Annotated in this window: 23 protein-coding genes and 3 pseudogenes; 13 read left to right on the top strand and 13 right to left on the bottom strand. The window is 67.4% G+C overall.

The annotated features are described in order from the left end of the window. Window positions 1-46: 46 nt before the first annotated feature. The 3 genes from MF408_RS15485 to MF408_RS15475 are packed head-to-tail and all read right to left on the bottom strand — an operon-like array spanning window position 47 to window position 2726. A complete protein-coding gene (locus MF408_RS15485; RefSeq protein ID WP_345893741.1) occupies window positions 47-169 on the bottom strand; it encodes a hypothetical protein in 123 nt (40 codons plus the stop codon). Then, complete coding sequence (locus MF408_RS15480; protein WP_240252188.1) at window positions 133-771, bottom strand: hypothetical protein; 639 nt, start codon at window positions 769-771, stop codon at window positions 133-135. Before MF408_RS15480 ends, MF408_RS15485 begins: the two co-directional genes overlap by 37 nt. A gap of 14 nt (window positions 772-785) precedes the next feature. After that, window positions 786-2726, bottom strand: a complete 1941-nt coding sequence (locus MF408_RS15475; protein ID WP_240248447.1) for a thioredoxin domain-containing protein — start codon at window positions 2724-2726, stop codon at window positions 786-788. Window positions 2727-2988: 262 nt separating this feature from the next. Between MF408_RS15475 and MF408_RS15470 the strand changes: the two genes are divergently transcribed. The 12 genes and pseudogenes from MF408_RS15470 to MF408_RS15415 all read left to right on the top strand — a co-directional run bounded on the left by MF408_RS15470 (window position 2989) and on the right by MF408_RS15415 (window position 18985). Further along, a complete protein-coding gene (locus tag MF408_RS15470; RefSeq protein WP_240248446.1) occupies window positions 2989-4038 on the top strand; it encodes a hypothetical protein in 1050 nt (349 codons plus the stop codon). Then, on the top strand, window positions 4035-4316 hold the full coding sequence (locus MF408_RS15465; RefSeq protein WP_240248445.1) for a hypothetical protein: 282 nt from the start codon (window positions 4035-4037) through the stop codon (window positions 4314-4316). The genes MF408_RS15470 and MF408_RS15465 overlap by 4 nt, the downstream gene beginning before the upstream one ends. A 127-nt stretch (window positions 4317-4443) precedes the next feature. After that, window positions 4444-4755 (top strand): type I restriction-modification system subunit M N-terminal domain-containing protein, encoded by a 312-nt coding sequence (locus tag MF408_RS15460; RefSeq protein ID WP_240248444.1) that lies wholly within the window; start codon window positions 4444-4446, stop codon window positions 4753-4755. Then, entirely contained in the window at window positions 4677-5882 is a 1206-nt protein-coding gene (locus MF408_RS15455; RefSeq protein WP_240248443.1) for a class I SAM-dependent DNA methyltransferase, read from the top strand. The genes MF408_RS15460 and MF408_RS15455 overlap by 79 nt, the downstream gene beginning before the upstream one ends. Window positions 5883-6288: 406 nt before the next feature. Further along, a complete protein-coding gene (locus tag MF408_RS15450) occupies window positions 6289-6957 on the top strand; it encodes a restriction endonuclease subunit S (protein WP_240248441.1) in 669 nt (222 codons plus the stop codon). A 21-nt stretch (window positions 6958-6978) separates the two neighbouring features. Beyond that, a complete protein-coding gene (locus MF408_RS15445) occupies window positions 6979-8097 on the top strand; it encodes a hypothetical protein (RefSeq protein WP_240248439.1) in 1119 nt (372 codons plus the stop codon). Then, window positions 8051-10129, top strand: a pseudogene (locus tag MF408_RS15440) (DEAD/DEAH box helicase family protein); the annotation flags it as partial. The gene MF408_RS15445 and the pseudogene MF408_RS15440, both read left to right, overlap by 47 nt. Window positions 10130-10424: 295 nt before the next feature. Beyond that, complete coding sequence (locus MF408_RS15435) at window positions 10425-11405, top strand: type I restriction-modification enzyme R subunit C-terminal domain-containing protein (protein ID WP_240248437.1); 981 nt, start codon at window positions 10425-10427, stop codon at window positions 11403-11405. Between the two features lie 1448 nt (window positions 11406-12853). Beyond that, window positions 12854-13297, top strand: coding sequence for a hypothetical protein (locus tag MF408_RS15430; protein WP_240248436.1), 444 nt, complete (start codon window positions 12854-12856; stop codon window positions 13295-13297). A gap of 175 nt (window positions 13298-13472) precedes the next feature. Next, entirely contained in the window at window positions 13473-13976 is a 504-nt protein-coding gene (locus MF408_RS15425) for a hypothetical protein (RefSeq protein WP_240248434.1), read from the top strand. Between the two features lie 328 nt (window positions 13977-14304). After that, a pseudogene (gene mobF, locus MF408_RS26955) lies at window positions 14305-17196 on the top strand (MobF family relaxase); the annotation flags it as partial. Window positions 17197-18739: 1543 nt separating this feature from the next. Further along, a complete protein-coding gene (locus tag MF408_RS15415; RefSeq protein ID WP_240251949.1) occupies window positions 18740-18985 on the top strand; it encodes a helix-turn-helix domain-containing protein in 246 nt (81 codons plus the stop codon). A 323-nt stretch (window positions 18986-19308) separates the two neighbouring features. On the opposite strand, the gene MF408_RS15410 is transcribed toward MF408_RS15415, so the two are convergent. The 7 genes and pseudogenes from MF408_RS15410 to MF408_RS15380 all read right to left on the bottom strand — a co-directional run bounded on the left by MF408_RS15410 (window position 19309) and on the right by MF408_RS15380 (window position 24317). Then, on the bottom strand, window positions 19309-19560 hold the full coding sequence (locus MF408_RS15410; RefSeq protein ID WP_240248433.1) for a hypothetical protein: 252 nt from the start codon (window positions 19558-19560) through the stop codon (window positions 19309-19311). After that, complete coding sequence (locus MF408_RS15405) at window positions 19560-19967, bottom strand: hypothetical protein (protein WP_240248432.1); 408 nt, start codon at window positions 19965-19967, stop codon at window positions 19560-19562. Before MF408_RS15405 ends, MF408_RS15410 begins: the two co-directional genes overlap by 1 nt. Then, window positions 19951-21273, bottom strand: coding sequence for a hypothetical protein (locus MF408_RS15400; protein WP_240248431.1), 1323 nt, complete (start codon window positions 21271-21273; stop codon window positions 19951-19953). The genes MF408_RS15405 and MF408_RS15400 overlap by 17 nt, the downstream gene beginning before the upstream one ends. A gap of 398 nt (window positions 21274-21671) precedes the next feature. Further along, window positions 21672-22355: an RES domain-containing protein gene (locus MF408_RS15395; RefSeq protein WP_240248430.1), complete on the bottom strand. Its 684-nt coding sequence runs from the start codon at window positions 22353-22355 to the stop codon at window positions 21672-21674. Then, window positions 22352-23362: a helix-turn-helix domain-containing protein gene (locus MF408_RS15390; protein ID WP_240248429.1), complete on the bottom strand. Its 1011-nt coding sequence runs from the start codon at window positions 23360-23362 to the stop codon at window positions 22352-22354. The genes MF408_RS15395 and MF408_RS15390 overlap by 4 nt, the downstream gene beginning before the upstream one ends. A 482-nt stretch (window positions 23363-23844) precedes the next feature. Next, window positions 23845-23904, bottom strand: a pseudogene (locus tag MF408_RS26950) (DUF255 domain-containing protein); the annotation flags it as partial. A 194-nt stretch (window positions 23905-24098) separates the two neighbouring features. Continuing rightward, a complete protein-coding gene (locus tag MF408_RS15380; protein ID WP_240248428.1) occupies window positions 24099-24317 on the bottom strand; it encodes a hypothetical protein in 219 nt (72 codons plus the stop codon). Between the two features lie 129 nt (window positions 24318-24446). Here MF408_RS15380 and MF408_RS15375 point away from each other — a divergent pair, with 129 nt between their 5' ends. Further along, window positions 24447-25319, top strand: coding sequence for a 3-hydroxybutyryl-CoA dehydrogenase (locus MF408_RS15375; RefSeq protein WP_240248427.1), 873 nt, complete (start codon window positions 24447-24449; stop codon window positions 25317-25319). Between the two features lie 60 nt (window positions 25320-25379). Here MF408_RS15375 and MF408_RS15370 read toward each other — a convergent pair whose 3' ends face one another. From MF408_RS15370 to MF408_RS15360, 3 genes are all read right to left on the bottom strand, one after another. After that, complete coding sequence (locus MF408_RS15370; protein ID WP_240248426.1) at window positions 25380-25745, bottom strand: MmcQ/YjbR family DNA-binding protein; 366 nt, start codon at window positions 25743-25745, stop codon at window positions 25380-25382. A 65-nt stretch (window positions 25746-25810) separates the two neighbouring features. Beyond that, a complete protein-coding gene (locus tag MF408_RS15365; RefSeq protein WP_240248425.1) occupies window positions 25811-26449 on the bottom strand; it encodes a LysE family translocator in 639 nt (212 codons plus the stop codon). Window positions 26450-26458: 9 nt separating this feature from the next. Further along, window positions 26459-26737, bottom strand: a complete 279-nt coding sequence (locus MF408_RS15360) for a hypothetical protein (RefSeq protein ID WP_240248424.1) — start codon at window positions 26735-26737, stop codon at window positions 26459-26461. Window position 26738: the final 1 nt, after the last annotated feature.

The following is a 26738-nucleotide window of genomic DNA, read 5'->3' as shown; positions in this document are numbered from 1 at the left end:
GGCCACCCACCCGCCAGCAGGTCGCTGACATCAGCCGGTCGGCCGGTCAGCCGCAGCGGCCCTGGCCGAGCCGCACCAGCCCGTTGAGGTCGCCGCGCCCGAACTCCTCGCGACCGACGTTGTCGGCGTACATCAGCTCGGCCGGCGAGTCGACGTGGTCGAGGCCCACGAGGTGGCCGAGCTCGTGGAGGAGGATCGCCCGCTGCGAGTCCTCGTCGAGGCCGTCGTACGCGTCCTCGTCCAGGGTGACGCCGCCGGTGACGTAGCGCCACCAGCCGGGTTCGACCTCGACCGCGCTGGCGCCGCCGACGCCGGCGACCTCCCCGCCAGCTCGGCCACCTCGTCCGCCGTCGCCCACGCGATGAGCACCGGCTCGAACCGGACGAGCACGGTGCGCTCACCGCCGGTCCACGACGGCCTTCGGTCGGTGGTGCCCTCGTACTCGAACCCGAGCCCGGTCACCGCCGCGACCTCCGCGACGGCGTCGCGCGCCAGGTCCTCGGCGTCGTCGGGCCCGCCGTCGGGGTTGACCTCGTAGCGGATCGGCCGGCACGGGTCCCAGGCCACCGGCTCCCCGGACCGGCCCGGCTGGTGCTGAAGGAACGCGTACGTGCCGCCCGGCGGTACGTCGGCCGGCGAGCCGATGCGCTCGGAGAGCCCGAGCACCCGGCGCAGGCCGTCCATCTCGGCGCCGGGCCCGACGACGAGGATCACCCCGAAGATGACGAGGCTGAGCAGCAGCGCCAGCCCGGAGCGCCAGCGCTCGCTCATCGCCCGCGCCACGGTCAGCCCAGCTGCTCGGGGTCGGTGACCGGCCGCTCGCAGACGAACCCGCGGCAGACGTAGGCGGCGGCCCGCCCGTCGACCGGCGTGCGCCCGCTCAGCAGGGGCACGTCGTCGCGCGGCCCGTCGGCCACGACGACGACCGCGCCGGCCAGCCGGCGGGCGCGGTCGGCGAGGGCGTCGCGCTCGGGGCCGGCGGGGCCGACGACCGCGACCTCGAGCGGCCCGTCGAGCATCGTGGCCGCCGCGGCGAGCGACCAGCCGGTGAACCGGGGTGCGCGCTCGACCAGGCCGGCGACGGTGGCGAGCGCCTGCTCGGCGGCGTCGCGGTAGCGCCCGGTGCCGGTGAGGGCGTGGGCGGTGACGAGGGCGTGCACCATCGCGCTCGACCCGCTGGGCGAGGCGTTGTCGCCGGGGTCGCGGGGGCGGGCGACGAGCGGCTCCGCGTCGGCGTGGGTGTCGTGGAACCCGCCGTCGTCGGCGCGGAACCCGTCCAGCGCCTGGTCGAGCAGCCCGGTCGCCAGCCCGAGCCAGCGCGCGTCGCCGGTCGCCTGCACCAGCGACAGGAAGCCCGAGGCGACGCAGCCGTAGTCCTCGAGGACGCCGGCGTGGGCGCCGGCCACGCCGTCCCGCGAGACGCGCAGCAGCCCGCCGTCGGTGGTGAGGTGGGTGCCGGCGAGGAGCTCGGCGGCGGCGACCGCGGCGTCGACGTACGCCGGCCGGCCGAGGAGCACGCCGGCGTCGCAGAGCCCGCTGATCGCGAGCCCGTTCCACGCCGCGACCACCTTGTCGTCGCGACCCGGCCGCACCCGCTGCTCGCGGGCGGCGAGCAGCCGCGACCGGACGTCGGCGAGCCGCTGCCGCTCCCCCGGGTCGGCCGGGAAGTGGCGCAGCTGCAGCGTCGAGGTGCCGTGCTCGAACGTGCCCTCGTCGGTGACCGCGAACAGGTCGGCGGCCCACCGCCCGTCGCCCTCGCCGAGCACCTCGACCAGCTGGGCCGGCGTCCAGACGTAGAACCTCCCCTCGACGCCCTCGCTGTCGGCGTCGAGCGCCGACGCGAACCCGCCCTCGGGGGTGCGCAGCTCGCGCAGCAGGAAGTCGGCCGTCTCGGCGGCGACCCGGTCGCCGGCCTCGGTGCCGAGCCGGGCGTAGAGCCCGACCAGCTGGGCGTTGTCGTAGAGCATCTTCTCGAAGTGCGGCACGACCCAGCCGCGGTCGACGGCATACCGGGCGAAGCCGCCGCCCAGCTGGTCGTAGAGCCCGCCGCCGGCCATCGCGGCCGTCGTGCGGGAGAGCATGTGCCGCGCCTGCCGGACCAGCTCGGTCGGCTCGCCGTCCTCGGAGCCCGCCGCGGCGCCGTAGCGGTGCAGGAACTCCAGCACCATCGTCGGCGGGAACTTCGGCGCACCGCCGAACCCGCCCGCCATCGGGTCGAACTCGCCGCTCAGCGCGGTGACCGCCCGGTCGAGCAGCTCCCGCGACACGGCGCCCGCGGGCAGGTCGCTGCCGGCCGCCAGGTGCTCGCGCAGCCGCCCGGCCACCCGTCGTACCTCGTCGCCGCGCTCGTGCCACGCCTGCGACAACGCCTCCAGCACCTGCCGGAACGCCGGCTGCCCGTGCCGCGGCTGGTCGGGGAAGTAGGTGCCGGCGAAGAACGGCGCCCCCTCGTGGTCGAGCACCACCGTCATCGGCCAGCCGCCGTGACCGGTCATCGCCGTCGTAGCCTGCATGTAGACCGCGTCGACGTCCGGCCGCTCCTCCCGGTCGACCTTGACGTTGACGAAGTGCTCGTTCATGTACGCCGCCGTCGCCTCGTCCTCGAACGACTCGTGCGCCATCACGTGGCACCAGTGACAGGCGGCATACCCGACAGACAGGAGAATTGGTGTATCACGACGCTTGGCCTCGGCGAACGCTTCGGGCCCCCACTCCCACCAATCCACCGGATTTTTCCGCGTGTTGGAGTAGGTACGGGCTGGTGGCGTTGGCAAGGCGGTTGGCCATTCCTGTGACTCCTCCGCAGTGGCATGTGTATCATAATCGTCCCAGTGATACACGAGAGTGATACACGAAGCAGTGGTCGCGGCTCGCGGTCGAGCCAACGCTCCCAGCCTAGGAGGGACGCGGATGCCAGCCCGCCGGAAGCCGACGCTGCTCGCGCAGGGCAAGCCACGCACGCTTGGCGGGAGCACGCGGCCGTGGCGGGTGCGTCTCTACGCTCCGGACGACGGCGGCACGAAGTACCAGGTGATGTTCCGCGCGCCGGCCGGCGACGGCGAGCCGTGGAGGCGTGTGCTACGCCGTGCCAACTCCGAGACCGAGGCGCGGAAGATCTTCGACCAGGCCGAGGCCGCACTCGACACCGAGCGCGAGACTCCGGTCGGCGCCGACGTACGCACGACGCGGACGATCCGGATGCTCGGGGAGGAGTACCTCAAGGATTCGCTCGAACGCGGGAAGCAACCGCGCACCATGGAGCAGCGCATCTCCCGGCTCAACGCCCACATCCTGCCGACCATCGGCGACGTGCCGGTGACGAAGTGGCGGGTCGAGCACAGTCGCAAGGTGATGGAGAAGGGATCGAAGACGCTCTTCTCTCAGCGCGGCCGCGAGGATCTCCGCGGCCAGCTCGCCGCGATGCGCAAGCTCGCCTGGCGCCTTGGCTGGCTCGACCGGTCGATCGACCCGCTGGACGGGCTCGAGATCGGCCGGGCAACCGTGCACCACGGCGCAACAGCGCAGTACGTCGACCCGCGACTGCGCCCGGAGACGCGTCAGGTGAAGGCGATGGCCGCCGCCGCCGACAAGCTGTGCGGCTCAGACGGCATAGACCCGCTGATGACCCGCCTCCCCCTATTCGGCACGAAGATCCGCGTCGCGGGCTTCGGCGGCCTCCGCCTCGGCGAGCAGAACGCACTCCGTGCGATCGACGTCTTCCTCGACCACGGCTACGTGCACGTGAACGGCTCCTGGATCACGCCCCGCGGAGCTGCCGGATTCCGGGGACCGGTGAAGAACCACCGCATCCACGAGGTCCCGCTCCCGAGGTCGCTCATGCACGACGAGCTCCTCCCCGCGTCAAAGACCTGCTCAATCTGCCAGCCAAGGCGTCGCTCCAGCAGGTCATCAACGCCCAGGAGGCCGAGCGTCAACGCCGCGCCTCACTCGCCGCCCGCGAGAAGGACCGGAGCCTCGCCTGGTGGAACTACCCGGTGCCACCCGAGGACGAGCTCTGGCTCTTCGTCGACACCGTGACCGGCCTGCCGGTGAAGCCCGAGATGCACAACGAACGCTGGCATCGCGTCCGCAAGTGGGTCGACGAAAACGACCCCGACAACGCCTGGCCCAAGGCAATCGTCTACCGCAACCTCCGCCATCACGCGGCGACGAAGTGGTTCCATGAGGAGCTCGGCGAACCCTGGGAGGTGGTCGCCCAGTACCTCGGCGACAAGCTCACCACGGTGCTCAACCACTACGTCCGTGCCGGCGAGGACGCCCTCCGCGACTCTGTGGTCAAGTTGGCCGGACGGTGATCTGTCGGCAGCCGCTGAGAGCCTGTGCGGCTGCCCGGAGTAGCCGGTGCGAAGAGGAAGGAATCCAGCAATGTCGCAGCCAGCAGGCGGCTCCATCAGTAAGGTTTCGTCAGTGATCACGGGCGAGTTGAAGAGCAAGATCGACCGCGTCTGGGACGCCTTCTGGTCCGGCGGAATCAGCAACCCGCTGGAAGTCATCGAGCAGATCACCTACCTGCTCTTCATCCGCCGCCTCGACGACATCCAGACGCTGGCGGAGAAGAAGGCCCGCATTACCAAGACCGCCGTCGAGAACCCCGTGTTCCTGCCGGGTCAGGCGCACCTGCGGTGGAGCCAGTTCAAGAACGCCTCCCCGAGGTCATGCACAAAACCATCGCCGAGGAGGTCTTCCCGTTCCTGCGGGGCATGGGTGACGGCACGACCTACAGCGAGCACATGAGAGACGCGCGGTTCACGATCCCGACTCCGGCACTGCTGTCGAAGGTCGTCGACATGCTCGACGACATCCCGATGGCCGACCGCGACACCAACGGCGACCTGTACGAGTACCTGCTCTCAAAGATCGCCTCCGCGGGAGTTAACGGCCAGTTCCGCACGCCGCGCCACATCATCGAGCTCATGGTGAAGATGACCGCGCCGCAGCCATCGGACGAGATCTGCGACCCGGCGTGCGGTACCGCCGGCTTCTTGGTCGCCGCGAGCGAGTACGTTCGCGACACCCACGCCGAAGCGCTGCTGGACTCCGAGCAGCGCAGGCACTTCCACGCCTCGATGTTCCACGGCTACGACTTCGACTCCACCATGCTCCGCATCGGCAGCATGAACATGCTGCTGCATGGCATCGAGTCTCCTGACATCCGCTATCGCGACTCCCTCTCCGAGGGCGCCGCCGGCGACGCCGACAAGTACACACTCATCCTCGCCAACCCGCCCTTCGCCGGATCGCTCGACTACGAGTCCACAGCCAAGGATCTCCAGCGCATCGTCAAGACCAAGAAGACCGAACTACTCTTCCTCGCGCTCTTTCTCAAGCTGCTCAAGCCCGGCGGCCGAGCGGCCGTCATCGTGCCCGATGGCGTGCTGTTCGGGTCGAGCACGGCACACCAGGCGTTGCGCAAGACCCTGGTCGAAGACCAGAAGCTTGACGCCGTCGTGAAGCTCCCTTCCGGTGTCTTCCGTCCATACGCCGGCGTCTCGACGGCGATCCTGCTCTTCACCAAAACCAACTCCGGTGGCACCGACGACGTGTGGTTCTACGACGTCCGCGCCGACGGCTTCAGCCTCGACGACAAGCGCAACCCTGTCGAGGCCAATGACCTCCCCGACGTCTTGGCCCGCTGGCAGAACTGCGCTGCTGAGAAAGACCGCGCCCGTACCGAGCAGTCCTTCCTCGTCCCCAAGGCCGACATCGTCGCCCAGGGCTACGACCTCTCCCTGAACCGCTACAAGGAGATCGTCCACGACGAGATCGAGCACCGCGACCCGCTCGACATCATCGCCGACATCGAAATCCTCGAAGACGAGATCGCCAGGGGCCTTGCCGAGTTGAAGGCGATGCTCTCGTGACGGCTGTCGGCGACATCCTTGAACTGTCGTATGGGAAGGCGCTCAAGGAGGCCGACCGGGACGGTGGAGACGTCCCGGTTGTCGGTTCTGGCGGCGTCGTCGGAGGGCACTCCACCGGCATCACAGATGCACCGACGATCGTCGTCGGCCGAAAGGGCAGCATCGGCAGCGTCACCTGGGTCGACGGCCCCGCTTGGCCCATCGACACCGCCTACTTCGTCAAGCCGAAGCGAAAAGACCTTGACCGACGCTGGGCGTACTGGATGCTTCGGTCACTCCACATGGAGACGATGAACAAGTCCGCCGCCGTGCCCGGGCTGAATCGCGACGACGTGTACCGGTTGGACGTGAATCTCCCACCTCTCCCCCGAGCAACGCCGCATCGCCGCGATCCTCGACCAAGCCGATGCCCTCCGCATCAAGCGCCGCCAAGTTTTTCACCCACCTCGACGCCCTCACACAGTCGATCTTCAACGACATGTTTGGGTCAGAGATCTGGGACTCGACACTCAGCGACATCGCTGACATCCAGATCGGCCCCTTCGGCTCACTCCTCCACAAGGAGGACTACGTCTCCGGCGGCGTGCCCGTCATCAACCCGATGCACATCCGGGACGGACAGCTACGACCAGACGGCGAGTTCTCCGTTGCCGAACAGAAGGCCGCTTCCCTTTGGCTCTACCGTCTCCGCGAGGGCGATGTCGTTCTCGGGCGTCGAGGCGAGATGGGCCGCGCGGGGGTCGCCGGCGCGCAACATGTCGGCATGCTCTGCGGAACGGGCTCACTGATACTTCGACCCCGGGGAGTGGACAGCCGATTCCTTCACTCGGTCGTCACCTCGCCTCGGATGAAGGCGCATCTGGAGCGGAGCTCCCTCGGTGCCACACTCCCCAACTTGAACGCGACCATCGTGAAGAGGTCTCCGGCGCCGAAGGCCCCCAGCTTCGTCCAAGCGAAATTCGCTGAGCGGCTGCGCGCAGTCGAAGAGAGCCTGATCACCGCGCATCGGGCAACACGATCCGATGACGAGCTCTTCGCCTCTATCCAGTCCCGCGCGTTCCGAGGGGAGCGGTGACCGATGCCCGTTGAGATGAGGATGTGGCGGATCGACGGCGACGAGCCGAAGCCGCTGGCGACGTCCGTACTCCCTGCAGAGAAGGAGCTGCACGAGTTCCTCAAGCGCGACCCGTCCCTGCTCGGCGACCGCCTGCTGGTCATCGGCAGCGAGGTGATCACGCCGTACGGGCCGCGTCTCGACCTGCTGGCGATCGACGCCGAGGGCAATCTCAACCTACTGGAGCTGAAGCGCGACAAGACTCCACGAGAGGTTGTCGCCCAGGTACTCGACTACGGCTCGTGGGCCTCGACGCTGTCCCGCGACGACATCATCGATATCGCCACCAAGCACCTCGACCAGCCGTTCGAGGCCGCGTTCGAGGACGTCTTCGGCAGCGCCCCGCCCGACGAGCTCAACGGCGACCTCAGCCTCACGATCGTCGCTGCCGAGCTCGACGCAAGCTCAGAGCGCATCGTCAACTACCTGCGGGACTTCGGGGTCCCGGTCAACGCGGTCTTCTTCTCCTATCTCGAGGACGACGGGCGTCGCTATCTCGCCCGCTCATGGCTCACGGCCTCGGACGACGAGACCCCGCAGGCCACCACGGGAAGCAAGAAGAGCAAGCGCGCAGCGTGGAACGGGAAGGACTGGTACATCTCCTTCGGCGGCGGCGACCGCGTGTGGGAGGACGCGCGCCAGTATGGCTTCGTCTCGGGTGGCGGCGGGAAGATGTGGTCGCAGGACATGCGGGCTTTGCCGAAGGACGCCCGCATCTGGGTCAACGTGCCGCCAATGCGTTACGTGGCGGTGGGACGAGTTCTGGCACCGGCGGCACGTTTCGAGGACGCCCAGGTCCGCATCGGCGGCAACTGGGTGCCGCTAAGCGCCCGAGCGTTGCAAGGCACCTACCCTGGCGATCCAGCGACCCCCGGACGACAACGCCGAGTGGGTCGTGCCCGTCGAGTGGATCGACGCCCGTCCGCTCGACGCTGGCTTCTGGGAGAAGGGCATGTTCGCCAGCCAGCACAGCGCCTGCAAGCTACGCCAGGAGTTCACCCTCGGGCGCCTGGCCGACCACTTCACCATCGACGACGGCGAGTAGACGACCGCGATGGGGAACTTCGACTTCGTCCGCCAGACGCTGCCGTCACTCCATGACGACTGCGCCCGGGCCGAGTCGTACCTGTCGTCGGATCCTCGCTCCGCGTGCTTCTACAGCCGTCGCGTCGTCGAGGAGCTCGTCGGCTACCTCTACGACGTCCTGTCGCTGCGGACGCCGTACCGCGACGACCTCGCCGCCAAGATCGGTGACCCCGCGTTCAAGGCGAAGGTGCCACAGGGCATCGGGCAGAAGCTGACCGCGATCCGTCGCATCGCAAACACCGCGGTGCACGAGAACCGCCAGATCCGCCCCGACGTATCGCTCGCGGTCCTGCGCGAGCTGTTCAACGTCGTGGTGTGGACGTCGTACCACCACTCACCGTCCCCTGACGTGGTGCCGTTGCAGGCGCAATTCGACCCTGCACTCGCCGCCAAGGCCGCGCCGCTGTCGCGCGAGGAGGTCGCTCGGCTGGCCGCGAAGTTCAGGGAGCAGGACGAGGCCCACGCCCGCGAGCTTGCGGAGAAGAACGAACGTCTCGCTCAGCACGAGGCAGAGATCGCGCAGTTGAAAGCGCAGATCGCCGCGGCCCAGGCGGCAGCCGCGCCAGACACCCGCGACTACGACGAGGCCGCGGCCCGCGACCTGTTCATCGACGTCCTGCTGAACGAAGCCGGCTGGGAGCTGGCCGAGCAGCGCGACCGCGAGTTCGAGGTCACGGGCATGCCCAACGCTGAGGGCAAGGGTTTCGTGGACTACGTGCTGTGGGGCGCCGACGGCCTTCCACTGGCCGTGGTGGAGGCCAAGCGCACCGCGAAGTCACCGGAGGTGGGCCAGCAGCAGGCCAAGCTGTACGCCGACTGTCTCGAGAAGCAGTTCGGGCGGCGGCCGGTGATCTTCTACACCAACGGCTACGAGCACCGGATCTGGGACGACGCCGGCGGCTACCCGCCGCGCGAGACCCAGGGCTTCTATACCCGCGACGAGCTCGAGCTGCTCATCCAGCGCCGTCGGACCAAGCTGCCACTTTCGAGCGCTCCGGTGAACACCGACATTGCCGGTCGGCCCTATCAGGTCCGGGCGATCAAGGCGGTCAGCGACGCGTTCGACCGCAAGCAGCGCGAGGCGCTGCTGGTGATGGCGACAGGGTCGGGCAAGACCCGCACCACCATCGCGCTCGTCGACCTGCTGCAGAAGACGAACTGGGTCAAGCGAGTGCTCTTCCTCGCGGACCGCACCGCGTTGGTCAACCAGGCCGCGAACGCGTTCAAGGAGCACCTGTCCGGCTCCACCACGGTGAACCTCGTGACGGAGAAGGCCGTCGAGGGCCGCGTATACGTGTCGACGTACCCGACGATGATGAACCTGATCAACGAGGTCGACGGCGGCGTGCGCAGGTTCGGTCCCGGCTACTTCGACCTGATCGTCATCGACGAGGCCCATCGCTCGGTCTATGCCAAGTACGGCGCGATCTTCGACTACTTCGACGCCATGCTCGTCGGCCTGACCGCGACCCCGAAGGACGAGGTCGACCACAACACTTACCGGCTGTTCCATCTCGAGGACGGCGTGCCGACCGACAACTACTCGCTGGATGAGGCCGTCGATGCCGGCTATCTGGTGCCCCCGAAGGGCATCAGCGTGGGTACCCAGTTCCTCCGCTCGGGCATCAAGTACGACGACCTCACCGAGGAGGAGAAGGACCAGTGGGATGCGCTTGACTGGGGTGAGGACGGTCCGCCGGACGAGGTTGGTGCCGAGGAGCTCAACCGGTTCCTGTTCAACGAGGACACCGTCGACAAGGTCCTCGAGACTCTGATGATGCAGGGCTACAAGGTCGCGGGCGGCGATCGGTTGGGCAAGACGATCATCTTCGCCAAGAGCCAGAAGCACGCGGAGTTCATCGAGAAACGCTTCAACCTCGCCTACCCCGAGCTCGCTGGCCGCTTCGCCCGTGTCATCACCCACGGCACGCCGTACGCCCAGTCCCTGATCGACGACTTCTCGATAAGGGACAAGGCACCGCACGTTGCGATCAGCGTCGACATGCTCGACACCGGCATCGACGTGCCTGAGGTCGTGAACCTCGTGTTCTTCAAGATGGTGCGGTCGAAGTCGAAGTTCTGGCAGATGATCGGCCGCGGCACGCGCCTGTGTCCCGACCTGTTCGGCCCCGGCGAGGACAAGGAGGACTTCCTCGTCTTCGACTTCTGCGGCAACCTCGAGTACTTCAGCCAGGACCTGCCCGGCTCCCAGGGTCAGCTTCAGAAGTCACTCTCCCAGCGCCTCTTCGAGGCGCGGCTCGGACTCGTCACCGCGCTGGGCAGTGATGAACCCAACCTCCGGTCGTCGACGGTGAAAAACGCTGCACGAGGTCGTGGCGGGGATGAACCTCGACAACTTCGTCGTCCGGCCGCACCGCCGGGCCGTCGAAAAGTACGCATCTGCGGACGCGTGGAGCGAGCTCGGGCCGCAGGACGCCGAGGCCCTGCTCGCCCTCGCCGGTCTGCCATCCTCGGTCCGCGACGACGATGAGGATGCCAAGCGGTTCGACCTGCTCATCCTGCGCCGCCAACTAGCCCAGCTCGACGGCGACGCGGTTCTGGCCGAACGGCTGCGCGAGACCGTGCAGCGAATCGCCGCCGCGCTGCTCGGCAAGACCACGATCCCGAGCGTCGCCGAACAGGCAGTCCTGCTGGAGTCGGTGGCGGGCGACGAGTGGTGGATCGACGTCACCCTGCCGATGCTGGAACTCGCGCGACTGCGCATCCGCGGACTCGCCCGGTTCATCGAGAAGACGACTCGCAACCCGATCTACACCGACTTCGAGGACACCCTCGGCGAAGGAGTCGAGGTCGTACTCCCCCGCGTCACGCCCGGCACCAACTTCGAACGCTTCCGGGCCAAGGCCGAGGCCTACCTTCGCGAGCACCTCGACAACCTCGCCCTCCAGCGCCTCCGCCGGAACAAGCAGCTCACGCCCGAGGATCTGACGGAGCTGGAGCAGATGCTCGTCGCCTCCGGAGGTCAGCAGGTCGACATCGCCTGGGCGACCGAGCAGGGCGGCGGCGGCCTCGGCATCTTCGTCCGCAGCCTCGTCGGCCTCGACCGCGCCGCAGCCATCGAGGCGTTTGAGAACTACCTGGACGGCTCCAAGTTCTCCGCAGACCAGGTGCGATTCGTGAACCTCATTGTTGACGAGCTCACCCGGAACGGCGTCATGGAGCCGGGGCGCCTGTTCGAGTCTCCCTACACCGACCACGCCCCCACCGGCCCCGACTACTTCTTCCCCGACGCCGACGTCGAGGCCCTCGTCGACACTCTCCACCACATCAAGCAGACCGCCCTACCCCAGGATGTCGCGTGAGGAGGCACCTCCGACGACTGCCGTTCACGCACGCAGACCGCGGGGCTGCCAGAGGTCTTGAGTGAAGTCCCTCAGGATGCGGCTGAAGCTTCGAGCCATGGAGACTCGACGCTACTGGCGCTTGCGTTCACGGCGTCAGAGGTTTGGATCTCGCCTCGCCTCAGCGAGGATCGCCACCGTCTCCCGTGTCGCGGACTTCTCGTCTCTCGCCCGCATTGGCGGCCGCTCACTCACGAAGTCCGTCATGTTGATTGCCCCGCCGCTACTCGCTCTGGTTGCGACGCAGTCGGTCGTTCGCGCCAACGGACACTTGCCGAGTTGGATCAGCTCGCTACCGAACTGGATCGAACGAAGCTTGACGTGGCTTACGTCGCCCGTTCCGGAGTGGTTTGATTCAGCCGCATTGCCAACTGCAGCGATTGAGGTGGCCGGGGTCTTCGTTGCGGTCTACTTCGCAACAGTCACGTTTGTTGTCTCGACCACGTACAAGGACGCTACGAGAAATCTTCGGGACCAGATCGTTCGGCAGCCCGAGTCACGCTGGTACGCAGTGTTCTTCACCCAGGCCGTTGTGTACGTTGCTCTGGCCCTAGCGCTACCGGTCGTCGGCCGAACGGCGACCCACCTCACGCTGGTGGCAGCGGGCCTGTCTGCCGCACTTGTCGTGCTCTCATTCGGACGGATATGGATCACGCTGTTCGTGCTTCTGGAGCCGACTTCGCTCTTCCCGCAGATCCAGCGTGACCTCAATCGCTGGGTGCACCGCGCCTATAAGCTCGGCAAGCGCAGGGCTCCTTCGCCTGTTGCTGTGCGACGGGCCAACGCCCGCATCCGAAGCGCTCTGACAACCCTCAATGACCTAATCACCCTCATTCTCGACAGGGAGTACACGAGGGCCGGAGATCGCGGGATCTCCGCTAGCTACGATCCTCGGGTCAGTTCGGCAGCGACAAACCTCCTGTTCATCTGGGAGTCCTACTCTCAGCGTAAGCACACGATTAGGGCCCTCCCCGGATGGAATCCGAAGCGCACCCGGTCGAAAGACTGGTTCTTGTCATCCCATTCGGAGGTGAGTGTCGCTCTGGCGACGGGCACCACACTTGTCGGCAGCGAAGTCGTCGATGACTTATGGTTCGAGCGGCAGATCGCAGACTTCGCCGAGCGCCTCTTGGCAGGGCGACAACTGCGCTCAGTCGAAAGCGCCGTCCGTGGGTTGCCACCGCTGTCGCGAGCCCTTGGGAGCCGAGGGCAGTTTGAGGAGCTTCGCCTCTGGCTAACGTCGACGACGTTCGCTGCCATGGCGTCGGTAGGTGACTACGCGCGAGAGCAAGGAGCCATAGTCGCCCCGGGCGAGACGGGGCAAATTCCCCGGACGGTATCTGTCGCGGGAACAGCATTTTGCTCTACCTGGCGAGGCCAGTGCTCACAATCTCGTCGACCATGTCCTCTTGGAGCTGCTCAGTGCCTGCCTCGGCTACATGGACTACTTCGAACGCATGCGCCAGTTGCTGCCGGGCGCGGGCGCGTTGGTGGCTGATACCTCAAAGCGCATCGTCGCAGGAAAGTTGGTCCTTGAGATCACTTCCACCCTCCGCGAGGCGCTTGCCACTGAAATCGACATCGAGGGCGAACGAGTAACCCCGGATAACGCCCTGACTCAACTCGTCGCTCGAGCCTTGGCCACCGAGGCAATCGATGAGGTGGAGCACTTCGTTTCCTTCCTGGAAAACGAGGTCTGGCCGTGGGTGATCGAGATTGGGGGAACCCGCTCTTGGGCAGCAGGGTCCGCACTCAGTCGCGCGACGGAGGTAACTCAGAAGCTCACCACGATGCTTCATTTCGAACGCCAACTCCTAGATGTGTGCGAATCCGTCCACATCGAAAAAGGATGATCGCTGGCCAGTTACCGACACGGCCGCCGTTGTCGGGCGCGCAACATCGCTATCCAACCGACTCGAGTTACCGGTGGCACGTCTCGCGGCGACAGTCGACTCTGCCCCGGATTCTGATCGGCCAGATCACTTTGGGTGGGCCTACTACCGAGCCCACGAGAACATCCTCAGACGAGTGCTCGCGCGCGAGCCTGGCGACTCCGACGAACTGCGTCAGAAGGTGGCGCTCCTCTACTGGGCTGGAGATGTCGCGACCCAGCGCCTGCTCGCGACGGTTCGCCGTCACGACCAAAGCGTGATCAACTCGTACGTGGCGGAGCCATACGTCCGGTTCCTCCAGTTGTGCGGCATCGCTCTCACAATCTCCGAGGTCACGCAAGACGCCGCGGTCTTCGCCCCATTCGAATCGCTCTGGGATGGACTCTTCACTGACGCCGAGCGGTCAACACAGCTGCTGGGACGGGCCGCGGCGACCTTGTCCTCTGAGTCAGCACTATTTGCATTGACGCCGGGTGGCATCGAGCGCTCCAACATCGAGATCCGTGCCAACCAGGCGCTTGAGGAGCTGGGCGTGCCGAGAGGACTCTTCGATCTCGGCGGGTTCGGGTATGACGACGACCCACAGTCCGCGTCCGTTTCTGCGGAAGCGATGAGGATCCCTGCGCTCCGTGCGCGGTAGCCATTTCGAGGGGATGTTCTACGCACGCTGGCTGCGCCCGATGGCCCTCGCGGCGGGGGCCCAGGCACCAACCGAGATCGAACAGTATCTTCGCCGCTTCGACATCGACGAGGACGACAGCGATGCCTAGTGACGAGAGCCTGCGGTCCAGACTCAGCGCACATCCGTGGAGTCTCTATCGGGCAGATCACCTGGCGGGCAGACGATCCGTCATTGAGCGAACCGGCTTCTTTCGGAGCATGCTCATGGACGACGTCGGGAAGCAGCGCTACGCCTACGAGCTTGCGTTTGTGCCGGTTGGAGCGGGTGGTCCCGGGCATCCGAGGTGATGTTCGCGCTGTTGAACGACTTCAACCACACCGGCTACGGCCGCGATCCAGTCGCCATCCTCTGCGACTTCGTTGACGGCCTGCTTGAGGAAACCGCAGCCGGCAACGACCTCCTGTTGGAACTCCACGCCCTGCCGAAGGAACTCAACCGATCGAGGTCGCGCCGACTCCGTAATCCGGGATCTGACCCGGGACAGACCGAACCTCTGCCCACCTTGGGGCTCATCCCGACCTGGTCGGTGACACAGCGCCGATCCATGTTCTCGCAAGTTTCGCCTCAGCCAGGCGAACCGCCGGTGACTATCGATGGATCTCGCTTGCATCGACTACGCCTAAGGAGCCCGAACCGCGAGCACTGGATGAGGGCAGTGTCGGACCTGCGGCAGGTCGACGCCACCAAGGTGATCGGCGCGGTGGACCGGCTGTCGTGGGAGGGCTACTCCGTCTCCGAGGCAGCGAACACACAGAACGTCGCCGTCGCCGCCGCGACTGCACCGATCGGGTGGGACGGGCGCGGAATGTTCTCCGAGATGGTGACATCGCCGTACTCGACCTTTCGGCGCCTTCGGTTCGTTCAGTTCTGGGTCGAGGCGGTCCTGGACTCAGTCGCGTTCCTTAATAAGTTCACCAGTGACGACTCGCTGTACGGCTCCGGCGCCTTCACATTTTTCGGTCTCGGGGCTGCCTGCGGCGCGGGACCTCGAAGATGCGATGCGTGCCATCCGAGCTGGCCGCTTGACCGTCGAACAGGCGCACAACACGTATCTCTTTCCCAAGTACTCGAAGAGCCGAGACACCACGAACGACGGCGACTCAGGACGGCCAGCCCCCTGACGAGCTCCGCACACGACACGCTTCTCGCCAATCTCGCCTTGAGCCTTCTCCGATCCACACTCACCCATCGCCGCCTGCAACTTCCCGCCTGGCTCTACTCACCGATAACCATCAACGGGTCTCCAACTCGCCGCACTGATCACCCTTTTTCGCCCACCCAACCAAGCGGCACGCATGCTACGAAGTTCCGTAGCGGGACGGGCGTCGATTTGCCGCCTGACCTGCGGTTTCACGGTTGTCGACGCTTGCTGAGGGAGGTGGTTCAGGTGCATGGCGGCATGAAGTTCTACCGCGGCGCGGCAGCCGCTGCTCGGCACTACGTCGAGGCCGACCGCTCCAGGACCGACGACTACTACCTCGCCGACGGCAGTGGCATCGCCATGCGCCTGGTCGGCACGCCGGATGGAATCGCGCACCGGGCCGACATGGATGGCGAGACGTACGAGCGCTGGGTCGCCGGCTACGACGTGGACACCGGCACCGCTAAGGGTCGACTGCGGACCGACGACAAGGGTGTGCGGTTCGTCGAGGTCACGGTCAACGGCCCCAAGACCTGGTCGCTCGCCGCGGCGCTCCACCCCGAGATCGCTGCGGCGTACGACGCCGCGCAGATGGCAGCGGCGGAGGAGATCGTCGGTTGGCTCGCCTCGCATGCGTCAACGCGGATCGGCCCGCGCGGCCGCCAGGTGCAGGTGCCGGTCGAGCGGATCGAAGCGGCCGTCGTACGCCACTTCACCTCGCGTGCCGGAGACCCCCACCGCCACCTGCACCTCCAGATCAACGCGCGAGTCTTGGTTTCGACAGGGTCAATCACCGGATCGGTGTGGCGTGGGCTGCACACCGTCGGGGTCCGCGACAGCCTGGAGGCGATCAACGGGATCGGGCACGCGGCCGTGATGACGGACCCGGCGTTCCGGTCGGCGCTGGCGCGGCAGGGATTCACTCTCGACGCCGAGACGGGCGAGGTCGTCGAGCTGGCGCCGTACGCCGGAGCGTTCAGTGCACGCGCGAGGCAGATCGAGTCGAACATCGACACCTACGAGGCCGAGTGGCGGGCCGATCACCCGGGCGACGAGCCGGGCCCGGCCCGGCGGCAGGCATGGGATCGACGGGCGTGGGCCGACGCGCGGCCCGACAAGGTTGTGCCCTCCAGCGGCGAGGACCTTCGGCGGCGTTGGGTCGATGAGCTCCACGAGCTCGGCTACGCGCCGCCCGCACCGCACGCGCCACTCGATACCCTGCGGGCAGGAGCTGTCGACCGCGGTGGGGTCGTCGAACTCGTCCTGGTCCGGCTGGGCGCCCGTCGCTCGGCTTGGAACACCGCTGACGCCCGCGGGGAGGTCGAGCGGATCATCGCCTCCGGTGGCGGCGCCGTCGACCCCGCCGTACGACGTGAGCTGGCCGAGGACCTGACCGCGCGAGCCATGGCCGCATCAAGGCCGTTGCTCCCCCGGTCGGACGTGCCCGAGCACGTGCGATCGTTCACCTCCTCCGCCGTGCTCGCCGTGGAGCACGAGATCGTCGACCGGACCACGACCCGCGCGGCCGCGGGGTCGATCAGCGTCATCGAAGGCGCGGCAGGAGCTGGGAAAACCGCGCGGCTGGCCGCCATGCGCGAACGAGCCCTCGCAGCCGGGCACCGGATGGTGGTCGTCACGCCGACGCGCAAGGCCGCACAGATCGCGGAAGGTGCGATCGGCGCGGCGTCGTACTCCGCCGCCTGGCTACTGCACCAGCACGGCTTCCGCTGGGACGAGGACGGCCGGTGGACCCGCGGCGCCGCCAACCCCGACATCGCCGCCCGGCTGCGGGCGGGCGACCTGCTGGTCGTCGACGAGGCCGGCATGGTCGACCAGGACACAGCTCGCGCGCTGCTGCAGCTGGCCGACGAGGTCCGCGCGCAGCTCGTGCTGGTCGGCGACCGGCACCAGCTGCCGGCCGTCGGCCGCGGTGGCGTGCTGGACCTCGCCGTCCGCTACGCGCCCGAACGAGTTACCCAGCTCGACGGAGTCCGGCGCTTCGCCGATCCCGCTTACGCCGAGCTCTCGCTGCGGATGCGCAAGGGTGAGTCTCCTGGCTCGGTGTTCGACGACCTGGTACGCCGGGGCGAGATCGTGATCCACCCCAGCGAGGTCGAGCGGACCCAGCGGGTGGCCGCTGAGGCCAGCCTCGGCGAGCTCGTGGTCGCCGACACCCGGGAGCAGGTCGCCAGGATCAACACGCTTGCACAGAGGGCCCACAAGACCCTCGGCGAGTTCACCGCGGGTGTGTTGACCGCGTCCGGCGAGCGCATCGGCGTCGGAGATCGGATCGCTACCCGTCGCAACGATCGCGACGCCGATGTCGCCAACCGCGAGGCCTGGACAGTGCTGTCGTGCGACGGCGGAGCCCCTCACCGTCCGCGGCGACTCCGGGACACGAGTGCTTGCGCCCGCGTACGTCCATTGGCACGTCGAGCTCGCCTACGCCACGACCGCGTACGGCGCTCAGGGCTCGACGGTCCGTGTCAGTCACGTCCTCGTGGGCGAGCACACCGGCGCAGCCTCGGCGTACGTCGGCATGACCCGCGGGCGGGAGCGAAACGTCGCGCATCTTGTCGCCGAGTCGGTCGAGGACGCGCGCAACCACTGGATCGATGTCTTTGGTCGGGACCGCGCCGACCTCGGCCCGGCGCATGCGCGCGAGGCCGCGGCGGAGGCCATCGACCGCTACGGGCCAACGAGGCCGCGGTACTCCCGGCGTCCGACGCCGGCCGTGCCGGAGGCCGAGCACGGGATCAGCTACCGGCCGCCGGTCCCGTCGTCCGGCGGCCCTGGCCTCGGGCTCTGACCCGTCGGCGGCAGTGGCCTCGGGTCGAACCGTGTGCGTCGCTGCCGGCGGGGCGGCGGCGGAGGCGGCTTCGGCAGCGACCGGTAGTCGCGGACGTAGGCGTTCGGGGCGACGAACGGATCCTCACGGATGATGAAGCGCAGTCCGTCGAGCTCCAGCGGTTGCGTCGCCAGCTGGATCGCAGGAGCCCAGGCATCGCGCACCGGGTCCGGGAGATCGAGCTCGTCCCAGAGGTCGACCAACAGCCCGCCATCTATCCAGCGGATCATCTGCTGCGGAAGGCCACGGCGGATGAGTTGCTCGTAGACACCGCGCCTCTCGTCGCGGTCGCGCATGTTCCACGAGCGCATGCCGGTGCCCCGGATCTCGTCGGGGATGTGGAGGGTCGCGAAGCACGTCGGCGGTTCAACCGCCCACAGCATGCTCGGCGCCCAGAACTTCACGATCCCCTTCGGGTGGTGCTCCACCCAGTCGACATGCGTGCGCAGCGTCAGCTCCTGGTCGAGCGCAGCCAGGATCCGCGAGGCCACCTTCAACGACGGCGATTTCAGCCCGCGCTCGTACGCGGACAACGTCGCCTGCGACGTGCCCGCCAACACCGCGAGCTGCGCCTGCGTCAGGCCACGTGCTCGCCGCGCACGCTCGAGGAGGAACGAGTGATCCATAACGCGACGATATCTGATCGGACGTATTTGGCCGTCAGGTTGGCGCGGCCCGCACACCTACCTGTCGTCCGTGACTGTCGCGGGCCTTCGCCAACCAGGAGGAACCATGAACAAGACGTCCGACGTCCCCTTCCACGCCCGCCACGAGGACGAACTGCTTGCCCTCGACGAGGTCGCCGAGATCTTGCAGGCATCGCCGAACACCGTCCGCTGGTGGCGCCAGATCGGCACCGGGCCGGAGTTCTTCAAGATCGGTCGGCGGCTCTACACCACCGTCGGCGACCTGCGCCGCTTCATCCGCGAGCAGCGTCTCGCCTCGAAGCCCGTCATCGGACGGCCGAGGGCGGTGTGATCGTCATGGACGACCCGCGCCAGGTCTTCCTCAGCGCCCAGGACGTGATCCGTCGCTACGGCTGGGGCAAGACGAAGGGCTACCAGAACCTCAAGGACCGGTCCGTCGTCCCGGCGCCGGTCATGACGCACCCGGACCGCTGGCGGCTGGATCAGCTGCTCAACTGGGAGGAGAAGCGAATGGAATTGGCCGAGGCTGCGCTGGAGTCACACGTCGCGCCGGGGCTCGAGGAGGTCCGACTCATCGACCGGCTCCCACAGGCCAAGACACGCGGTAGGACGGCATGAGGGAGGGAGCAGACGCGGCAACAGAGCCGCGCTGAGTTAGGTCGGCTCGGACGGCGACCGTTCAGCTGCCGACAGACAGAAGTCATCGTTCAGCTTGATGACGAGCGCCACCATCAGCCTGAGCACCGTGATGTAGGCATGGAAGTGGGCGTCTTCGCCCTCCCCGTTGGCCTGCGACCCGTGGAGGTACTTGTTCCGCAGCTCAGGCCCATTGCTGAAATCGACCTTGTTGAGGAAGTAGTTGAAGTACTTCCCCTCCGCTTCCGTGAGCAGGGAAGCCCGACGCACTACCCACCCTCGCGCCACCATCGCATCGACCTCCGCGCGCCCGCCCTCGGACAAGTGGAAGTAGCTGCACGCTTCGGTCGCAAAAGTGACCGAAGGATGAGGAACTGCTCGGCATTGGCGATCCGGATGCGTTCGCCCGAGTTCTCGAGGATGCCGAACGCAACCAACTGGTCGATTGCGGGCTTCTGGTACTCGTGAAAGTCGTCGTATGCGACCTTGTGCTTCAGCAGCAGGTCAGCAGCGTCGTGCCCTTTGAGGTCCTCACTGATGTAGGTCAGTGAGGACTGATCCGAGAACAACGCGTGCAGGACGCCCACGATCTCCGGACTCTCCGTCGGATACACGTACTTGCCGGGAAGCAAACTCGGCACCTGCTTGTAACGAACCGGATCAGACGTGATCGCCAAGAGGTCTCGATCGACCTCCCCGTTCTCGGCCCAGAGGCTGAACTGGATGGTGACGCTCTCCATCTCGGCGAAGAGGTGGCGAACGCGCTCCAGGTAGGTGGCTCCGCGGCTTGACGGCCGGAACGAGAAGTTCGCGGCGCCGAACTCCTCCACGATGTACTCCTCGAAGAACCAGGAGATGACTTCCTCGAGATCTCTGCCCATGCGCTCCAGATAGTGCTGGTATAGCCGCGTCTGAAGGAGGCTGCTCATGTCGACGGCACGGAACCCTGCTCCCACCTGATAGTGGGTCTTGCCCGCCGTTCCCATAAATCGTTCGAAGACCCCCCAGCTGTGCCGGGTACGACGGGAGTGTCAGCAACCCGTTTCGATCTGCGAACTCGAACAGGTGCTGGAAGTTGTTGAGAATGCTGGGGTTGTCTTGTGTCTCGTCCAGCCAACGGCTGCTGTATGTGAACCTCGCAATCAGTCCATCGGAGTCGTCCATCTCAAACTTGACCGGCGCGTCCTGCTCGTCCGAGAGTCGTACCTCGGTGCCCGTCCTGAAGCCCTTGTTGTTCTCGAAGAACTTCTCGGTCATCTCGGCGTTGCGTCTCTTCGCCCGCAACTTCAGTTTGGCGTCCACCCCGGTGTCCGAGCTGACGGGTGCAGACTCGATCAGGCCCACATAGTTGGGGTTTGCGTCCGGGCTGTCGATGTAGCGCTCGAGGAGGTCCCGCGCGTCCGCCTGGCTGAGACTGCGCGGAAGATGCACGGCCTCACGAACGTCCTTCTGCAAGTGCTTCCGGACCAGGTGCTCCGCGTTCGAGGGCGAGGCCAACAGCTGATCGCGAACCTCCGCGTCGTACGCGGCCTGGAGCCTCTTGCATGCAAGCAATTCACTCATGTGAACTCCTGCCTGCTCGAGCACTCGCAACATCGTGGTTGCGTTGCAGCGCTCGTATGCCTTGTGGCGGCCGAGTAGTTCGAGAAGATCGGCATGGTACTCGTGGTCGACACCGCTGATCAGCGCAGCACAGTTGGCATCGTCGATTGAGGAGAAGAAGCTCGCGACGAGACTACGGATCTGGCCGATTCGCGACCTTGCAGTCGCGCGTTCCGCCTCGGTGTACTCCGGCGGGAAGAAGCCATGCTCGAGATACTGCTGGACGTTGTGAAGCTCGATGAGGTCCATCGCATCCGAGGAAGCATTCGCTGGGTCGAACTGCTCGACGAGCTCAGCGACGCGCGGGACGTACCAGCCCGCGGCAAGGTCCTGGACCCCGAAGAAACGGACCCGTCGCGCGATGTCGTCCTCGCTGCTCAATGACTGCCCTCCACCATCATGATCCCAACCTGTAGAGCCATCGTGACGCAGGGGTCCGACACCGCGAGCGTGAGAACTCGACCGGCTTCACACAGTCAGCGCGTTTTTCGCCGAGTGCCGAAGGCGCGGTCGACCGCCGAGGGCTCAACAAAGGTGTCGAACGCAAACTTGGTTCACTCGACACCCACGGGGTCGCGCAGCACTTCGGCCCGGCCACTCAAAGCTATGTCGAACGTAGGCACCGGCCTCGCTGCGGTCGAGGAAGTCATGAATCACGCTCGTTGTCTCGAAGCATTCGCGACCGCCATCAACGCGATGGGGTGGCACAGATTCTGCCTGGCCAAGAGCCCGAAGAGCTGCTGGAAGCCGACTCAGATGCCGAACTGTCCCATCGTCGCTCAAATGAGGTCGCAGTCCAGGTCGTCAGCGTAGACCTCGAGCTCTGGGGCGAGCCTGGCCGACGAGAGTTCCTGCAGCAGGGTCGGATGGGCTGGCAGCTTGGGCTTGGCGCGCTCGTAGAGAGCGACCGAGCGGGCAGCGGGAAAGTTTGAGGAGGCGTAGTAGAGCCCGTCCAGTGCGTCGCCATAGTGGTTATAGATGGCCTTGGACCACTCTCGGCAGCGTGAGCGCAGCCCGGATGAGATGGCCGCATTGCCGCCGGCCTTGGTGATCCAGTCCGAGTCGACGAGGTCCAGCAGCGCGAGGGGCTCGGCAAGCCGGAACGTGGCGAAGGTCGGGGTGTCCGTAATGGTGTCGATGGTGCCGCTGTCGCGGAAGACCTCAGCCAAGCAGGTGCGCAGCAGCGGGTGCGGGGAGCGGGCGTGCTCCTCCGGGGTGAGGAAGACCTTCCGTACAGCGGCGTACATGATGCCGCGCTTCTGACCGTCACGTTTGGGCAGGCTGTGGTGGTCGAAGCGGAGCGTGGTCGGACCGTAGTGACGGAATGTGTTCCAGTGAGCGGGGTGGGCGCCCATGGTGAAACTGATCCTGCCCAGCACGGTACCGGCTGGCAGCTTCACGAGGTGCTTGGCCTGGAGATCGGGGAATCGGCTGGGGTCGGGCTTGGGAAGCTTCTCCGTCACGCGATCCGCCCGAAGGCGTGCTCAACCAGCTCCGTCAGAGTCTCCACGTCGCCGCCGCCTGCCAGCCACTCGCTGGGCGAGACACAGGTCGCGTCGGCCTCGTCCAACTCCAACTCGCGATGTGGGGTGGTCATGAACCTCTCTGCCGCGCGCATCGTCACCGACTCCGGGAAGGCCTCCGCGACCTCGGCCCATCCGGGCAGCTCCTTGCCCTCGGGGAACTGGAAGGCAGGCAGGCGCCACCCGTCAGGCAGTCGCTGGGCGAGCAGTGTGTGCTCAGAGATCCGCTGACGAATGCGGCTGTCCGAGACACCGAGGATCTTGGCCGCCTCCGTAGTAGTGAGCGAGGTCGCCAGGGTGCGCGCCGCGGCGACGCGAGTACGCGCGCGACTTGAGAAAGCGGGCACCTCCTCGACGTACGAGTCGGCGTCACGCAGTGCCTGGATCTCCGCCTCGGTCAGTCCGGTATCGGGACGAGCGACCATCCCTCCACCAGCCTCCGCGAGGTCAGCGAGGCTCACAAACATCTGCTGGACGAACTCTGTCGGACGGTCGCTGAGCCGGCTGGCCAACATGATTAGCTGCTCCCCCACGGTCGAGGAGACAGCGAGCCGCTCCATCGCGGGGTCGGTCTCCTCCTCTTCAGCGGGCGCCGTCATCGGCAGGGCCGGGCGTTCGGTGATCTCGACCTGGCGCACTGCCCGCGGCACGACCCGGGTGATCGCGTCCACGACTTTGGCGAGTCCGCGGTTTAGCTTCGGGTTTTCCACGGGGTCCGGTCCTGGCCCGCGGACGGTGACGAACACAAGGCCGTTCTCCCCCACTTCGGCGATGACGGCCTGGCTCATCTCACGGCTCTTGCGGACCCTATAGGCAACCTTCGCGGGAGCATCGGGGTCCAGCGCAACGACGGGGACGAGCTTCACGCCCTTCTCGGCGAACAAGGCGCCAGGCGTCCCGCCCCGAACCACGGATTGCTCCTCCACCTTGTCGAAGTACTTCTCCAAGGAGGGGACCACGATGGGGGGCATCAGCGTGGGAAGTCTTGGCGGTCTTCCTGGGCATTTGGTCTTCGCTTTCTGAGGCCGCTAACGCAGATCCGAGACCGTTAGTTTACGCTAGGATGGAGTAGCACGGAAGGGCAATCTCGCGTGCGGGCCGGGCCGTGGGGCGATGCGGCGCGACGGCCGCGATCGTGCGCGCTGGGCGTCTCCATCGAACCTTCCCCAAGCTAGACCGATTCGCAACCGTCGAACCCGCGGTTGCCTGGCTTGGTGATGGAGCATCGGATGCGGATCGCCAGTTCCCCGGCGAGGGTCCACCTTGAACCTCGAGGCGAGAGCCTCATCGGTGCTCCCAGACCCGAGTGATACACGAAAGTGATACACGAAGCCCCGGAAACGGTGTCCATCGGCGACACAGCCCGGACCGGCGCGATCTCCAAAACCCAGCCTGACCTGCGGTTTCGCGAAATCTCGTCAACGACCGTTTACGCGACGACCTCGTGGCACCAGTGGCACGCGGCGTACCCGACGGAGAGCAGCACCGGGACGTCGCGCCGCCGCGCCTCCGCGAACGCGTCCGGCCCCCCACTCCCACCAGTCGACCGGGTTGTCCTTGTGCTGGAGGAGGTAGGGGCTCGTCGCGTCGGCGAGGCGGTTCACGCTTCGAGTCTGCCGCGCTCGTGGTCGCCCAGGTCGTCAGGGTGAGAGTGATCCAGAGGTCACTCTCACCCTGACGACCTCAGCCGGCGGAGAGCACCTCCGCGGCGTCGACGGCTCCGTGGCGGTCCTCGATCACGTCGGCCAGCCGGGCGACCTCGTCGTCGGAGAGGTCGACGCCGGCCTCCCGGGCGCCGCGGCGCAGCTCCTCGGTGACGGTGCCCTCGGTGGCGCCGTCCTGCCAGGAGGTCACCCGGTCGACGACGGCCTGGATCGCTTCGAGTCGTTCCTGTTCAGCCATGCCCGGCCGGTACCCACGGGCCGCGGCTGCGATCCGGGTGACGCGGGCCGCGCCCGCGCTGACCACGACCCCGCCTCCCGCGTCCGCGCCGGCGTTCGGTAGGAAGGACGGACCGAACAGGAGGAAGCGATGGAGACAGCAGCGCCAGCGGGTGGGTTGAGCAGGGTCGGCGTCGTCGGGGGCGGCCTGATGGGGTCGGGCATCGCCGAGGTGTGCGCCCGGTCGGGCCGCGACGTCCTCGTCGTCGAGGCCGACGCCCGGGCGGCCGACACGGCACGCGCGCGGATCGAGAAGTCGGTACGGCGGGCCGCCGAGCGCGGCAAGATCGACGACCCGGACGGCGTGCTCGGCCGGATCTCCCTGGTCACCGAGGTCGACGCGCTCGCCGACCGGGAGCTGGTGATCGAGGCGATCGTCGAGCGGGAGGACGCCAAGACCGAGCTGTTCCGCGCCCTCGACAAGGTGGTGGAGGCGCCGGACGCGATCCTCGCGACCAACACCTCCTCGATCCCGATCATGAAGCTCGCGGTCGTGACCGAGCGGCCGCAGCAGGTGCTCGGCATCCACTTCTTCAACCCGGTGCCGGTGCTCTCCCTCGTGGAGCTGGTCCCGAGCCTGATGACGTCGGAGGAGACCACCGACCGGGCGCGCGGCTTCGTCGAGAGCGGCCTCGGTAAGCACTCGATCCTCTGCCAGGACCGCGCCGGGTTCGTGGTCAACGCCCTGCTGATCCCGTTCATCCTGTCCGCGATCAGGATGTACGAGTCCGGCTTCGCCAGCGCCGAGGACATCGACCAGGGCCTCGTGCGCGGCGCCGCGCACCCCCAGGGCCCGCTGGCCCTGGCCGACCTGATCGGCCTCGACACCACCAAGGCCGTCGCCGAGTCGCTCTACGAGGAGTTCAAGGAGCCGCTCTACGCCCCCCCGCCGCTGCTGGCGCGGATGGTCGACGCCGGCCTCCTCGGCCGCAAGACCGGCCGGGGCTTCTACACCTACGGCTGAACGCCCTGGGAGGTCGTCAGGGTGAGAGTGAGCTATGGACCACTCTCACCCTGACGACCCTCAGGCACCCGGCCGCGCGACCTGCGCAGCGAGCCGCTGGGGCGCCTGCAGGCAGTAGGAGTCGGTCAGCAGCTCGGCCAGCTCCTCCCAGTCGGTGTCGTCGTCGAGCAGGATGCCGACGGCGTTGCCGCCCACCCGGAAGTACGGCGCGCCGAGGTGCTCGAACGCGAGCACCTCGTCCATCTCCGCGCGGAACGTGATCCGGAACAGCTGGTCGTGACCGCCGAAGACGTGGGCGACGGTGCTGCTGCCGACGCGCCACATGACGCCGGTCCAGGCGGCATGCTCCTCACACCGCGGGAACCGCGCGCAGATGCGGCGCAGCCGCTCCACCCACTCCAGGGGCACATCGGGACGCTCGGGCACGCGCGCAATGTGCCACAGCCCGCCGACAGCGCGACCAGCCCCCGCCGAGGGCCCGACCAGAACAGCTACCGGTGGTGACCGGTCACCGCCATCCCGATCCCGAGCCCGATCATCGAGGTGCCGCCGACGGCGCCGAGGGCGCTGCCACGGCGCGGGGAGCCGGCGAACCAGTCCCGGGCCCGGCCGGCAGCCACCGCCCACACCGAGTCGCAGACCAGCCCGAGCACCACGGCGACGGCGCCCAGCACGAACATCTGCGTCGGCACCGAGCCGCTGCCCGGGTCGACGAACGGCGGCAGCAGCGCCGCGAAGATCATGAACGCCTTGGGGTTGCTCACGCCCACTACGAACCCCTGCCGCGCGGCCCGCGACCACGACAGCCCGGCCCGCGGGCTCTCGCCCCCGACCCGCAGCCCGCGGCGGTGGCGGAAGGCCTGCACCCCCAGCCAGACGAGGTACGCCGCGCCCGCCAGCTTGATCGCCGTGAAGACCACGATCGACTCCGCGACGACGGCGCCCAGTCCCACCGCGACCAGCGTCATCACGACGAACAGGCCCGCCGTGTTGCCGGCCACGCTCGCGAGCGCGACCCGCTGGCCGTAGGCGACGGCCCGGCCGACGACGAACACCACGCTCGGTCCCGGGACGACGATGAGCACGACGGCCGCGAGGCCGAACGCGAGCGCCTGGTCGAGCCCCGGCACCGCTGGCCCTCAGTCGCCGCTGCCCCCGGCGTCGCCGCCGGAGCTGCCGGAGTCACCGCTGCCGGCGGAGCCGTCGTCGGCCGCGTCGGTCCGCTCGTGCGAGGGCGGGTCGCCGTAGACGCCCTCCTCGCGGGCCCGGTCGACCTTCTTCAGCCGCCGGGTGAAGCTCCAGAGCAGCAGCGCGACCGCGACGACCAGCCCGAAGAAGACGAGGGCGCCGATCGGCCCGGCCACCACGTCCTCGTCCTCGGGCTGGGCGGCGATCAGGAGGACCAGGTCGGCGTACACC

The sequence above is a fragment of the Nocardioides sp. TF02-7 genome (assembly GCF_022437945.1).
GTDB lineage: Bacteria > Actinomycetota > Actinomycetes > Propionibacteriales > Nocardioidaceae > Nocardioides.
Note: the sequence above shows the minus strand (reverse complement) of the source record. Positions and strands in the feature narration are given on the sequence as shown.